This window comes from Streptomyces sp. NTD91 (genome assembly GCF_059510455.1).
The window spans coordinates 67,527-80,120 of record NZ_JCAJZW010000009.1 but is presented as its reverse complement, the minus strand read 5'-3'; the positions used below and the strand labels follow the sequence as shown (position 1 = coordinate 80,120).

Genomic DNA, 12,594 nt, shown 5'->3' with positions numbered 1-12,594 from the left:
CGCCGGTGGCCCTCGCGAGGCCTCTTCGCCGTCGGCGGGTGCGGGCCGAAAACGCGAAGCGGCCCGGGACGAGGCCCGGGCCGCTCGGGTGGTGTCCACTCAGACCTGGAGCAGCGCCTCCAGCTGGGCCCCGGCCAGGGCCGGCTCCAGGCGGACCCGGCCGCCCAAAAAGCCCAGCTCCATGAGCACGGCCAGCCCGCAGACCTCGGCGCCGGCGCGCTGGATCAGCTGGATCGCGGCCTCGGCCGTACCGCCCGTCGCGAGGACGTCGTCCACGATCAGGACACGGTCGCCGGACGAGAGGTCCTCGGCGTGCACCTCGATCTCCGCCGAGCCGTACTCCAGGTCGTACGCCTGGCGCAGGGTCGCTCCGGGCAGCTTGCCCGCCTTGCGGACCGGGATGAACCCGAGGCCCGCGCGGACGGCGACCGGGGCGCCCAGGATGAAGCCCCGGGCCTCCAGGCCGACGACCTTGGTCGCACCGGTGTTCGCGGCGATCTCGGCCAGCGCGTCGGTGAGCGCCGTGAACGCGGCCGGATCGGCGAGGAGCGGGGTGATGTCCTTGAACATCACGCCCGGCTCCGGGTAGTCGGCGACGTCCCGGATACGGCTCAGCAGCAGGTCCCCCATCTCCGTCATCGGCGCTTCCCCGAGGGTCGGCCGCGGCCCCGGGTGCGGGACGCGGGCTGGTTGCGGGGCCCCACGACGGCGGGGGCCGCGTCCTCGGAGTCGTCGGCGGCGCGGCCGGCGGTGAGGTCCTCCTCCGCGGCGGCCTGAGCGCGCTTGGCCATGACCCGCTTGGTGAGGGCCTTCATCGCAGGCTCGCGCTCCTTGAGGTCGGCGACGAGCGGCGTGGCGATGAAGATCGACGAATAGGCACCGGCGGCGAGGCCGACGAACAGCGACAGCGAGATGTCGTTCAGCGTGCCGGCGCCGAGGAAGCCGCCGCCGATGAACAGCAGGCCCGCGACCGGCAGCAGCGCGACGACCGTGGTGTTGATGGAACGGACCAGCGTGCCGTTGATCGACTGGTTGGCGATGTCGCTGTAGGTGAAGCGGGTCTGCTTGGTGATGTCCTTCGTCTGCTCCTTGAGGCTGTCGAAGACGACGACCGTGTCGTAGAGCGAGTAACCGAGGATCGTCAGCAGACCGATGACCGTGCCCGGCGTGACCTCGAAGCCGACGAGGGCGTAGATGCCGGTGGTGATGGTGATGTCGTGGATCAGCGCGACCAGGGCCGCGATGGCCATCCGCCACTCGAAGGCGATGGCCAGATAGATCACCACGAGCACCATGAAGATGCCCAGGCCCTCCCAGGCCTTGTTGGCGATCTGCTGTCCCCAGCTCGGGCCGACCAGGTCGGCGGCGAGCTTCTCGGGGTCGAGCTTCAGGTCCTTGGCCAGCTCCTGCTTGATCCTGTCGGACTGGCCGGTGTCGATGCCGGCGATCTGGATGCGCAGACTGCCGTTGCCGAGCTTCTGCACGATCGCCTCATGCCCTGAGGCGTCCTTGGCGTAGGTCTCCGCCTGGGTCACCGAGGTGCTCATGTGGGTCGGCGTGGTGAAGACCGCGCCGCCCTTGAACTCGATGCCCATGTTCAGGCCGCGCACCGCCAGGCCGACGATGGCCGTGATGGTGATCAGGATGGAGACGCCGTACCAGATCTTGCGCTTGCCGACGAAGTCGTACGAGATCTCGCCGCGGTGCAGTCGAGCGCCGAGGTTGCCGAGTTTCGACATCGCTCAGGCCTCCTTCGGGTCGACAGAGCCGGCGGGGCCGGCGGGACGGCGGGTGCGGCGCAACGGCGGCTTGGCACCCAGGCTCTTCGGGTCGAGACCGGACCACTTGTGACCGCCCGCGAAGAACTTGCGGCGGGCGAGGAGGGTCATCAGCGGCTTGGTGAACAGGAAGACGACGACGACGTCGAGCAGGGTGGTCAGGCCGAGGGTGAACGCGAAGCCCTGGACCTTGCCGACGGTCACGATGAACAGGACGGCCGCGGCGAGGAACGACACGAAGTCGGAGACGAGGACGGTGCGCCGGGCGCGGGGCCACGCCCGCTCGACGGCGGGGCGCAGCGAGCGGCCCTCGCGGATCTCGTCCCGGATGCGTTCGAAGTACACGATGAACGAGTCCGCGGTGATACCGATGGCGACGATGGCGCCGCAGACGGCCGGGAGGTTCAGCGCGAAGCCGATGGCCGGGCCGAGCAGCGACATGATCACGTAGGTGAGGATCGCGGAGACCACCAGCGAGGCCATCGCGACGAGCGACAGACCGCGGTAGTAGGCGACCAGGTAGATCACGACCAGGGCGAGGCCGATCGCGCCGGCGAGCAGACCGGCGTGCAGCTGCTCACCGCCGAGCGCGGCGGTGACGGTGGTGACGGACTGCTCCTGGAAGGACAGCGGCAGAGCACCGTACGACAGCATGTTGGCGAGGCTCTGGGCGTCCTGCTGGGTGAAGCTGCCGGAGATCTCCGCCTGGCCGCCGGTGATGGCCTGGCTGACGTACGGGCTGGAGACGACCTCGCCGTCGAGGACGATGCCGAACTCGTTCTGCGGGGACTGGTTCTTCGCCAGCCGGCCGGTGATGTCCGCGAACTTCTTGGCGCCGCTGGAGCTGAAGGTCATCTGGACCTGCCAGCCGGAGGCACCCTGGGTGTCGAAGACGGCCTGGGCCTTCTTCACCTCCGTGCCGTCGACGGCGGCCGGGCCGAGGACGTACTTGTACCAGGCGCCCCGGATCTGGCCACAGGCGACCGTGGGCTCGGCGGGCTTGGCGGCGCCACCGACCTTGGCCCGCTCGGCGGGCTTGGAGCAGTCCAGGGCGGCGTACTGGGCCTGGAGCTTGTCGGCGGCGGAACCGGCGCTGGAGGAGGCCGAGGGGGTGGCCGTCGGCTTGGGGCTGCCCGAGGCGGACGTGCTCGGCGACGGGGTGGAGCCGGCCTTCAGCGCGTCGGTGACGGCGCGGCCCTGGGAGGTCGCCGACGCCGTGGGGGACGCGGTGGAGGACGAGGACGCCTTCTCCTTGGCGGTGGAGGAGGCGGAGGGGCTCGGGCTCGGCTTGGCGCTGCCGCTCGGGGAGGTGCTCGGTGAGGGGCTCTGCGCGGCGCCGCCGCTGGGCTCGCTGGCGAGGACCGGGCGGAAGTACAGCTTGGCGGTGGTGCCGACCTGCTGCTGGGCTTCCTTGGAGTTGGTGCCCTTGGGGATGTTGACGATGATGTTGTCGGTCCCCTGGGTCTGCACCTCCGCCTCGGAGACGCCGAGGCCGTTGACACGGCGGTTCATGATGTCGACCGCGGTGTCCATGTTGGCCTTGTTGATCGCGGACCCCTGGTCGGCCTTCGCCTTGAGTGTGATGCTCGTACCACCGGCGAGGTCGATGCCGAGACGCGGAGTGGTGTTGCCGGAGAGGAACATGCCTCCGGTGAGCGCCACGATGGCGATCAGGATGAGGGCCAGCGAGCGCCCTGGCTTGCTCTGGGCGCTCGCGCTCCGGCCCCTCTTGGGTGCTGCCACCTTCTCGTACTCCCTCTCGGGCCGCTCCGCGCGGGTGGGCGCGGGCGGCCATGACATGGTGTCGGGGCTGTTCCGGGCGGGAAACAGACGCCCGGTGGTCCGCGGGGCGGATCATGCCGCGCAGCGCACCACCGGGGCGTGACTACTTCGCGTCGGAGTCGCCGTCGGTCTTCTTCGGAGCGTCCTCCGCCTTGTCCTCGGCGGCCTCGGCCGCGTCGGTGCCGCCCTCGTCGGCTTCCTTCTTACCGAGGTCGACGGCCTTGTCGTCGGAGGCGGCGGCAGCGGGCGAGTCGGAGTCGGCGGTCTCGGTGAGGGAGGAGGCGTCGTCCGGGACGATGTCGGCGTCGGACTTCAGGTCGTGCTCGATGCCGTGGACGATGCGGTTGTACTCGTCGTCGCTGAGGACGGCGCCGATCGCGTTCTTGGCGAAGAGGAGCTCGACGCCGGGGCCGGCGTCGAGGAGGACGGTTTCCTCGTTGACCTCCTTGACCGTCGCGTAGATACCCCCGATCGTGCGGACACCGGAGCCGGGCTGCATCTCGTTGCGCATCTGGGCGGCCTGCTGCTGCTTCTTCTTGGCCGAGCGCGTCATGAGGAACATGGCCGCGATGAGCACGATGAAGGGGAGAAGGGTAAAGGCATTCACGGGACGGGGTTTCCTTCGCGCGACCGCGACGGAGAGCGGCCTGTTGATGGGGGTGTGGGTCGGCGCCGCCCGCAAGGGCGGCATCGGCGGAGTCTAAGCGAGTCCACGCGCATGGAACAACGCTCAGCATGGCACCTGAGTTCCTGCTCGGGCCAATGTCTCCGCCGTCCCGTATCCATCATCGCGCGGTCAGCTCCCGAACAGGTCCTGTTGTCCGTTTCCCCCGGTCGCCGAGCGCGGCGGGGTGAGGCCGAGGTGCGCCCACGCGGCGGGCGTGGCGACCCGGCCGCGCGGGGTGCGGGCGAGCAGTCCCTCCCGGACGAGGAAGGGCTCGGCGACCTCCTCGACGGTCTCCCGCTCCTCCCCCACCGCCACGGCGAGCGTGGACAGGCCGACGGGGCCGCCGCCGAACAGTTTCAGCAGGGCCTCCAGGACAGCGCGGTCGAGCCGGTCGAGGCCGCGCGCGTCGACCTCGTACACGGCGAGGGCCGCCGCGGCGATCTCGCGGGTGATCAGCCCGTCCGCCTTGACCTGCGCGTAGTCGCGGACGCGGCGCAGCAGGCGGTTGGCGATGCGGGGTGTGCCCCGGGAGCGGCCGGCGATCTCGGCGGCGCCGTCCGGTTCGATCTCGACGTCCAGCAGGTTCGCCGAGCGGTGCACCACCCGCTCCAGCTCGTGCGGCTCGTAGAACTCCATGTGCGCGGTGAAGCCGAAACGGTCGCGCAGCGGGGGCGGCAGCAGGCCCGCGCGCGTGGTGGCGCCGACCAGGGTGAAAGGGGGCAGTTCGAGGGGGATGGCGGTGGCCCCGGGACCCTTGCCGACGATGACGTCGACGCGGAAGTCCTCCATCGCCATGTACAGCATCTCCTCGGCCGGCCGGGACATCCGGTGGATCTCGTCGAGGAAGAGGACCTCGCCCTCCTGGAGCGAGGAGAGGATCGCGGCGAGGTCGCCGGCGTGCTGGATGGCGGGCCCGGAGGTGATGCGGATGGGAGCGCCCATCTCGGCGGCGATGATCATCGACAGTGTCGTCTTGCCCAGGCCGGGGGAGCCGGAGAGCAGGACGTGGTCGGCGGTGGCGCCCCGCGCGCGTGCGGCCCGCAGCACGAGGTCGAGCTGCTCGCGGACCTTCTCCTGGCCGATGAACTCGCCGAGGTCCTTCGGGCGCAGTGCGGCCTCGACGGCCTGGTCCTCCCGGTCGGCGACAGAGCCCACCAGCCGCTCGGGGGCGGGGGTGTCGGTCGTGTCGTCCCAGTTCATGTGTGAGTGTGCCTTCGGCTCGGCGTCAGCGGGCGCGGTTCAGGGTCTGCAGCGCGGCTCTCAGCAGCACGCCGACCTGCGGGGTGCCGCCGGCGGCCTCGGCCCGGGGGGCCACGGCGGCGACGGCCTCGTCGGCCTCGCGGGTGGCGTAGCCGAGACCGATGAGGGCCGCGTGCAGCTGGTCGCGCCAGCCCTCGGTGACCGGGGCGCCGACCGCGGGGGCGCCGACGGGTTCGCCGAGCCGGTCCCGCAGCTCGAGCAGCAGCTTCTGCGCGCCCTTCTTGCCGATGCCGGGGACGGCGGTGAGGACCTTCTCGTCACCGGTGGCGACGGCGCGGCGCAGCGCGTCCGGGGTGTGCACGGCGAGCATGGCCTGGGCGAGGCGCGGGCCGACGCCGCTCGCGGTCTGCAGCAGCTCGAAGACCTGGCGTTCGTCGTCGTCCGCGAAGCCGTACAGGGTCAGCGAGTCCTCGCGGACGACGAGCGACGTGTGCAGCTTCGCACTGTGGCCGACGCGGAGCGTGGACAGCGTGTTCGGCGTGCACTGGACGGCAATGCCGACGCCGCCGACCTCGACGACCGCAGCGTCGGGGGCGAGCGCGGCGACCGTGCCGCTGACGAAAGCGATCATGCCGTACGGCCTTTCGTTGCGTGGACTGTGTGGCGGGCGACCGCCTGCTGGAGCCGGTTCTGGGCGGGGGCGCGCCAGATGTGGCAGATGGCGAGCGCGAGGGCGTCGGCGGCATCGGCGGGCTTCGGCGGTGCGGAGAGCCGGAGCAGACGGGTGACCATGGCGCCGATCTGCGTCTTGTCGGCGCGTCCCGAGCCGGTGACGGCGGCCTTGACCTCGCTGGGGGTGTGCAATGCGACGGGGATGCCGCGGCGGGCGGCGCACAGCATGGCGACGGCGCTGGCCTGGGCGGTGCCCATCACCGTGCGCACGTTGTGCTGGCTGAAGACGCGCTCGACGGCGACGCACTCGGGGCGGTGCTCCTCCAGCCACTGCTCGATGCCGTGCTCGACGGCGAGGAGGCGGTGGCCGAGGTCGGCGTCCGCGGGTGTGCGGACGACGCCGACGCCGAGCATGGTGAGCGGGCGGCCGGCGACTCCTTCGACGACGCCGACCCCGCACCGGGTCAGTCCGGGGTCCACCCCCAGTACGCGCACGCGCCCCTCCCTCCGATCGCCTGCCGATCCCCTGCCGATCGTCTGTTCGTGCAGGCTATCGGGTGGCACTGACAAAGGGACGGGCCGACGGGGGTGTGTCCCGTCGGCCCGTCGGAAGCCGTGCGTGCTACGCGTCGACCTTCTCCATGATCTCGTCGCTCACGTCGAAGTTGGCGAAGACGTTCTGCACGTCGTCACTGTCCTCGAGCGCGTCGATCAGCTTGAAGATCTTCTTGGCACCCTCCTCGTCCAGTTCGACCTGAACGGACGGCACGAAGCTGGAGTCGGCGGAGTCGTAGTCGATCCCGGCGTCCTGGAGGGCGGTGCGGACCGCGACCAGGTCGGTGGCCTCGCTGATGACCTCGAAGGTCTCGCCGAGGTCGTTGACCTCCTCGGCACCCGCGTCCAGGACGGCGGCCAGGACGTCGTCCTCGGCCAGCTCGCCCTTGGGGACGATGACGACGCCCTTGCGGCTGAACATGTACGACACCGAGCCCGGGTCGGCCATGCTGCCGCCGTTGCGGGTCATGGCGACGCGCACGTCGGAGGCGGCGCGGTTGCGGTTGTCGGTCAGGCACTCGATGAGCACCGCGACACCGTTCGGACCGTAGCCCTCGTACATGATCGTCTCGTAGTCGGCGCCACCGGCCTCCAGACCACCGCCGCGCTTGATCGCGGAGTCGATGTTCTTGTTCGGGACCGACTGCTTCTTGGCCTTCTGGACGGCGTCGTAGAGGGTGGGGTTGCCTTCGAGGTCGACGCCGCCCATGCGCGCCGCGACCTCGATGTTCTTGATCAGCTTCGCGAAGAGCTTGCCGCGCTTGGCGTCGATCACGGCCTTCTTGTGCTTCGTCGTAGCCCATTTAGAGTGGCCGGACATCTGCCTGTCTCCTTCGCGTAACCCATCTCTGCAACGAACTCCAGAGATCCTACAAGGACTCCGGTGTCCGGTCGGCGCGCACCATGTCGACGAAGAGCGAGTGCACGCGGTGGTCGCCGGTCAGCTCCGGGTGGAACGACGTGGCGAGCGCGTTGCCCTGGCGGACCGCGACGATGTGCCCGTCGTGCTCGGCGAGCACCTCGGCGCCGGCGCCCACGGACTCCACCCAGGGAGCGCGGATGAAGACGCCCTCCACAGGATCGCCCGGGATGCCCTTCACGTCGAGTGCGGCCTCGAAGGACTCGTTCTGGCGGCCGAAGGCGTTGCGGCGCACGATCATGTCGATGCCGCCGATGGTCTCCTGGCCCGAGCGCGGGTCGAGGATCTTGTCGGCGAGCATGATCATGCCGGCGCAGGTGCCGTAGACGGGCATGCCGTCGCGTACGCGCGCGCGGAGCGGCTCCATCACGCCGAACAGGACGGCCAGCTTGGAGATGGTGGTGGACTCGCCGCCGGGCAGGACGAGGCCGTCGACCTCGGCGAGTTCCTCGGAGCGCCGCACCGGCCTGGCCACGGCGTCCGCCGCGGCCAGGGCGATGAGGTGCTCCCGTACGTCGCCCTGGAGGGCCAGGACGCCTATGACGGGTGCGTCAGTCATCTATGTGTCGTTCCTCGGTGGTGATTACCAGCCGCGGTTCGCGTAGCGCTCGGACTCGGGCAGGATGTCGCAGTTGATGCCGACCATGGCCTCGCCGAGGTTGCGGGACGCGTCCGCGATGATCTTCGGGTCGTCGTAGAAGGTGGTGGCCTTCACGATGGCGGCGGCGCGCTTGGCCGGGTCTCCGGACTTGAAGATGCCGGAGCCGACGAACACGCCCTCGGCGCCGAGCTGGCGCATGAGGGCCGCGTCGGCCGGGGTGGCCACGCCGCCGGCGGAGAAGAGGACCACCGGGAGCTTGCCCAGCTCGGCGACCTCCTTGACCAGCTCGTACGGGGCGCGCAGTTCCTTGGCGGCGGCGTACAGCTCGTGGTTGTCCAGACCGCGCAGGCGGGCGATGTCGCCCTTGATCTGGCGCAGGTGGCGGACGGCCTCCACGACGTTGCCGGTGCCGGCCTCGCCCTTGGAGCGGATCATCGCGGCGCCCTCGGCGATGCGGCGCAGTGCCTCGCCCAGGTTGGTGGCGCCGCACACGAACGGGGTCGTGAAGGCCCACTTGTCGGAGTGGTTGACCTCGTCGGCCGGGGTGAGCACCTCGGACTCGTCGATGTAGTCGACACCGAGGGACTGCAGGACCTGCGCCTCGACGAAGTGGCCGATGCGGGACTTGGCCATGACCGGGATCGAGACGGCGTCGATGATGCCCTCGATCATGTCCGGGTCGGACATACGGGCCACGCCGCCGTCCTTGCGGATGTCGGCCGGGACCCGCTCCAGGGCCATGACGGCGACGGCGCCCGCGTCCTCGGCGATCTTGGCCTGCTCCGGCGTGACGACGTCCATGATCACGCCGCCCTTGAGCTGCTCGGCCATGCCGCGCTTCACGCGCGCGGTGCCGGTCTCGGGAGCCTGGTTCTCGATGGTGGACACGGGTGACCTCACTGATGGGAAAGAGGGTTTCTGCACTTCAGAGGAAACGGGAGTGGACCAGGCCACAGCAAGGGCCAATGGCAAGCCGGTGGATCCTTTTCGGACCGGGAGGGACCGCCGGGCTCTCAGGAGGCCCGCTCCACGAGGGCCGTGGGGGGCTCGTCGTCCATCTCGAAGGCCAGCGGGAACGGGGCATGGCCGGCCAGCCGGAACCAGCGCACCTTGCGGTGCTCGCGGAGCCTGCGCGCGGCCCCGACGGCGTCGTTGTGGAAGCGGCGGGCCATCGGGACCCGGCGGACGGCCTCCGCCAGCTCACGGGCCGCCTCCTCGCCTCCTGGGGCCTCCCGTACGGCCTCCACCTGGGCCGGCTCCCCGAACACCGCGCGCAACGCCTGGCTCAGCTCGCTCTCGGCGACCTCCCGCTGCTCCTCCTCGGCCTGCCGGGCCGCGTGCGCGGCCTCGTACAGCACGATCGAGGCGGCCGGGTCCAGCACGCCCGAGGTGGCCAGTTCCTGTGCGACGGAGGCCCGGCGCAGCAGTTGCGCGTCGAGCGCGGCCCGCGCGGCGTCCATCCGCACGTGCAGCCGGTCCAGCCGCCCGGCGGTCCAGCTCAGGTACACGCCGATCACGACGAGCACGACGAGGATCCAGATGAGGGTTGCGGTCACGGCCGAAGGCTATCGGCTGCCTCGAAACGCCCCTCGGGGCGATCCCTCACCGGTCGGCGGCACCGCGTCCGGGCGGGCCGCGCAGGCCCGCGGCCTCAGTCCCGGGCCAGGCCGAACCTGGCCCGCAGCCCCGTCGTGCGCTCGTCCGCCGCGACCGCCGCAGCGCCCGCCGTGACCGTCTCGTAGACGGAGAGGATGTCGGCGCCGACCGTCGACCAGTCGAAGCGGCGCACATGGGCACTCCCGCGCCGGCGGAGCTCCGCGCGGCGGGCCGGGTCCTCGAGGAGCCGTATGGCGGCCTCGGCGAGCGCCTCGGCGTTCTCGTTGGCGAACAGCTCGCCCGCCTCGCCCTGGTCGAGGACCTGCACGAACGCGTCCAGGTCGGAGGCGAGCACGGGGGCACCCGCCGACATCGCCTCGACCAGGATGATGCCGAAGCTCTCGCCGCCGGTGTTGGGCGCGACGTACAGGTCCACGCTGCGCAGGAAGCGCGCCTTGTCCTCGTCGCTGATCATGCCGAGGAACTCCACACGCGCGCGCAGTTCCTCGGGGAGCTCCTCCACGGCCGCCTCCTCGTCTCCCCGGCCGGCGACCAGCAGTCGGGTGCGGGGGCGGGCCGCCAGGATCTTCGGCAGGGCGTTCATCAGCACGGGCAGCCCCTTGCGGGGCTCGTCGATACGGCCGATGAAGCCGATCGTGTCGCCCTGCCACTGCGGCTTCGGCTCGGCCTTGGCGAAGAAGTCCACGTCGACGCCGTTCGGGATGACCACCGCGTCGCCGCCCAGGTGCTCGACCAGCGTCCGGCGGGCGTACTCGCTGACCGCTATCCGCGCGCTGATCTTCTCGAGCGCGGCCTGCAGGATCGCGTACGCGGCGATCATCGCGCGCGAGCGGGGGTTGGAGGTGTGGAAGGTGGCCACGATCGGGCCGGAGGCCGCCCAGCAGGTCAGCAGGCCCAGCGAGGGCGAGGTCGGCTCGTGGATGTGGACCACGTCGAAGGCGCCCTCGTGCAGCCAGCGGCGTACCCGCGCGGCCGACAGGAAGCCGAAGTTCAGGCGGGCCACGGAGCCGTTGTACGGCACCGGGACGGCACGGCCGGCCGAGACGACGTACGGCGGCAGCGGGGTGTCGTCGTCGGCCGGAGCGAGGACGGAGACGTCGTGGCCGAGCCGCAGGAAGTACTCCGCGAGGTCGCGGATGTGGAACTGGACGCCACCGGGCACGTCCCAGGAGTACGGGCAGACGATCCCGATTCTCACGAGGGTCCCTTCGCGGGGTCGAGGTCGGCGAGCCACAGCCGCTGGAGCATGTGCCAGTCCTCCGGATGCTCGGCGATGCCGCCGGCGAAGGCGTCTGCCAGTGCCTGTGTCATGACGGACGTCTTCACGGCCCGCGTACCCGACTCGGGTACCTCGACCGGGGGGTGCACACGGCCCTGCATGATGGGCGAGTCGTCGTACCAGAGCGTGACCGGGAGCAGCAGCGCTCCGGTCTGCTGGGCGAGCAGGGCGGGCCCCGCGGGCATCCGGGTCTTCTCCCCGAAGAACTCGACCTCGACGCCGGAGGCGGACAGGTCGCGGTCGGCGACCAGGCAGACCAGGCCGCCGTCGCGCAGCCTGCGGGCCAGGGTGCCGAAAGCGGCGCCGCCGCTGTGCGGCAGGACCTCCATGCCGAGGCCCTCGCGGTAGGCGACGAAACGGTCGTACAGCGTCTCGGGCTTCAGGCGCTCCGCGACCGTCGTGAAGGGCGTCTCCAGCGCGGTGGTGACCCAGGCCCCGGCGAGGTCGTAGTTGGCCATGTGCGGCAGGGCGAGGACCACGCCCTTTCCGGCGGCCAGCCCGTCGGTGAGGAAATCTATGTCCTTGGGGTCGAAGCCCGACTTCACACGCTCGCGGCTCCAGGCCGGGAGCCGGAAGGACTCCATCCAGTAGCGCAGGTACGAGCGCATGCCCGCGCGGGACAGCTCGCGCAGGCGCTTTGGGCCCGCGCCGGGCAGCACGCGCGCGTAGTTCGACTCCAGGCGCTGTACGCCCCTGCCGCGCTGCCTCCAGGTGAGGTCGGCGATGGTCTGCCCGAGGCGGACCGCGACGGGTTCGGGAAGGTTCTTGACGGTGCTCCAGCCGACCCCGTACAGCGCGTCGGTGAGCCGGTCCCCGGCGCTCACTTCGCGGCCTCGGCGTTCTGCTGGGCGGCCGCCTCCGCCTCGGCGGACTCGCGGCGGACGGTGACGACGCGCTGGACCAGCGTGACCAGGCTGCCGACGGCGACGATCCACAGAGCGATGGGCAGCAGCCACTGGATGCCCGGCACACCGAACTTGTGCAGGCCCGCGAGACCGGCCGCGACCAGCGAGATCACCAGCCGCTCGGCCCGTTCCACCAGGCCGTTGACGGCGACCGGCAGCCCGATGGACTCGCCGCGCGCCTTGGTGTACGACACCACCTGGCCGCTCGCGAGACAGAAGATCGAGACGGCGCACAGGACGTTGTTGTTCCCGTGGCCCGCGTACCAGAGGGCGAAGCCGCCGAAGACGGCGCCGTCCGCGACGCGATCGAGGGTGGAGTCGAGGAAGGCGCCCCAGCGGCTGGAACGGCCCAGCTGGCGGGCCATGTTGCCGTCGACCAGGTCGGAGAAGACGAACAGGGTGATCACGACCGTGCCCCAGAAGAACTCGCCCCGGGGGTAGAAGACCAACGCTCCCGCGACCACACCGGCCGTGCCGATGAGCGTGACCGTGTCGGGGCTGACGCCCCGGCGGATGAGAAACGCGGCGAACGGTGTGAGGACACGCGTGAAGAATGCACGCGCGTACTTGTTCAGCATGGCCTTCCCGAGGGTCGGTGTCGCCGCGGCCCCTGGTGGCC

14 protein-coding genes are annotated in these 12,594 nt (G+C 71.0%); all 14 read right to left on the bottom strand.

The window, feature by feature from the left end; translation table 11 throughout:
• Positions 1-99: 99 nt before the first annotated feature.
• The 14 genes from AC5WRT_RS13095 to pgsA all read right to left on the bottom strand — a co-directional run bounded on the left by AC5WRT_RS13095 (position 100) and on the right by pgsA (position 12,553).
• Positions 100-639, bottom strand: a complete 540-nt coding sequence (locus AC5WRT_RS13095; RefSeq protein WP_496093366.1) for an adenine phosphoribosyltransferase — start codon at positions 637-639, stop codon at positions 100-102.
• Entirely contained in the window at positions 636-1,739 is a 1,104-nt protein-coding gene (gene secF, locus AC5WRT_RS13090; RefSeq protein WP_496093367.1) for a protein translocase subunit SecF, read from the bottom strand. The genes AC5WRT_RS13095 and secF overlap by 4 nt, the downstream gene beginning before the upstream one ends.
• Positions 1,740-1,742: 3 nt before the next feature.
• On the bottom strand, positions 1,743-3,521 hold the full coding sequence (gene secD / locus AC5WRT_RS13085) for a protein translocase subunit SecD (RefSeq protein WP_496093368.1): 1,779 nt from the start codon (positions 3,519-3,521) through the stop codon (positions 1,743-1,745).
• Positions 3,522-3,663: 142 nt separating this feature from the next.
• Positions 3,664-4,167, bottom strand: coding sequence for a preprotein translocase subunit YajC (gene yajC, locus AC5WRT_RS13080; protein ID WP_496093369.1), 504 nt, complete (start codon positions 4,165-4,167; stop codon positions 3,664-3,666).
• Between the two features lie 189 nt (positions 4,168-4,356).
• The gene (gene ruvB, locus AC5WRT_RS13075; protein WP_496093370.1) at positions 4,357-5,427 is read right to left on the bottom strand and encodes a Holliday junction branch migration DNA helicase RuvB; all 1,071 of its coding nucleotides are present in this window, start codon (positions 5,425-5,427) and stop codon (positions 4,357-4,359) included.
• 25 nt (positions 5,428-5,452) lie between these two features.
• Positions 5,453-6,058: a Holliday junction branch migration protein RuvA gene (ruvA, locus tag AC5WRT_RS13070; protein WP_496093371.1), complete on the bottom strand. Its 606-nt coding sequence runs from the start codon at positions 6,056-6,058 to the stop codon at positions 5,453-5,455.
• Entirely contained in the window at positions 6,055-6,594 is a 540-nt protein-coding gene (gene ruvC / locus AC5WRT_RS13065; protein WP_496093372.1) for a crossover junction endodeoxyribonuclease RuvC, read from the bottom strand. The genes ruvA and ruvC overlap by 4 nt, the downstream gene beginning before the upstream one ends.
• 127 nt (positions 6,595-6,721) lie before the next feature.
• Positions 6,722-7,474: a YebC/PmpR family DNA-binding transcriptional regulator gene (locus AC5WRT_RS13060; RefSeq protein ID WP_496093373.1), complete on the bottom strand. Its 753-nt coding sequence runs from the start codon at positions 7,472-7,474 to the stop codon at positions 6,722-6,724.
• Positions 7,475-7,523: 49 nt separating this feature from the next.
• The gene (gene pdxT, locus AC5WRT_RS13055) at positions 7,524-8,132 is read right to left on the bottom strand and encodes a pyridoxal 5'-phosphate synthase glutaminase subunit PdxT (RefSeq protein ID WP_496093374.1); all 609 of its coding nucleotides are present in this window, start codon (positions 8,130-8,132) and stop codon (positions 7,524-7,526) included.
• A gap of 24 nt (positions 8,133-8,156) precedes the next feature.
• On the bottom strand, positions 8,157-9,062 hold the full coding sequence (gene pdxS / locus AC5WRT_RS13050) for a pyridoxal 5'-phosphate synthase lyase subunit PdxS (RefSeq protein WP_393859929.1): 906 nt from the start codon (positions 9,060-9,062) through the stop codon (positions 8,157-8,159).
• Positions 9,063-9,187: 125 nt separating this feature from the next.
• Entirely contained in the window at positions 9,188-9,730 is a 543-nt protein-coding gene (locus AC5WRT_RS13045; RefSeq protein WP_496093375.1) for a hypothetical protein, read from the bottom strand.
• Between the two features lie 95 nt (positions 9,731-9,825).
• Positions 9,826-10,989: a glycosyltransferase family 4 protein gene (locus AC5WRT_RS13040; RefSeq protein WP_496093376.1), complete on the bottom strand. Its 1,164-nt coding sequence runs from the start codon at positions 10,987-10,989 to the stop codon at positions 9,826-9,828.
• Complete coding sequence (locus AC5WRT_RS13035; protein ID WP_496093377.1) at positions 10,986-11,894, bottom strand: phosphatidylinositol mannoside acyltransferase; 909 nt, start codon at positions 11,892-11,894, stop codon at positions 10,986-10,988. The genes AC5WRT_RS13040 and AC5WRT_RS13035 overlap by 4 nt, the downstream gene beginning before the upstream one ends.
• On the bottom strand, positions 11,891-12,553 hold the full coding sequence (gene pgsA, locus AC5WRT_RS13030; RefSeq protein WP_496093378.1) for a phosphatidylinositol phosphate synthase: 663 nt from the start codon (positions 12,551-12,553) through the stop codon (positions 11,891-11,893). Before pgsA ends, AC5WRT_RS13035 begins: the two co-directional genes overlap by 4 nt.
• Positions 12,554-12,594 lie beyond the last annotated feature (41 nt).

What these genes read in the sequence shown, in the direction of transcription:
- pgsA (WP_496093378.1), bottom strand. Translation starts at nt 12,553, where the DNA reads ATGCTGAACAAGTACGCGCGTGCATTCTTCACGCGTGTCCTCACACCG.
- AC5WRT_RS13095 (WP_496093366.1), bottom strand. Translation starts at nt 639, where the DNA reads ATGACGGAGATGGGGGACCTGCTGCTGAGCCGTATCCGGGACGTCGCC.
- pdxT (WP_496093374.1), bottom strand. Translation starts at nt 8,132, where the DNA reads ATGACTGACGCACCCGTCATAGGCGTCCTGGCCCTCCAGGGCGACGTA.
- AC5WRT_RS13060 (WP_496093373.1), bottom strand. Translation starts at nt 7,474, where the DNA reads ATGTCCGGCCACTCTAAATGGGCTACGACGAAGCACAAGAAGGCCGTG.
- ruvB (WP_496093370.1), bottom strand. Translation starts at nt 5,427, where the DNA reads ATGAACTGGGACGACACGACCGACACCCCCGCCCCCGAGCGGCTGGTG.
- ruvA (WP_496093371.1), bottom strand. Translation starts at nt 6,058, where the DNA reads ATGATCGCTTTCGTCAGCGGCACGGTCGCCGCGCTCGCCCCCGACGCT.
- secF (WP_496093367.1), bottom strand. Translation starts at nt 1,739, where the DNA reads ATGTCGAAACTCGGCAACCTCGGCGCTCGACTGCACCGCGGCGAGATC.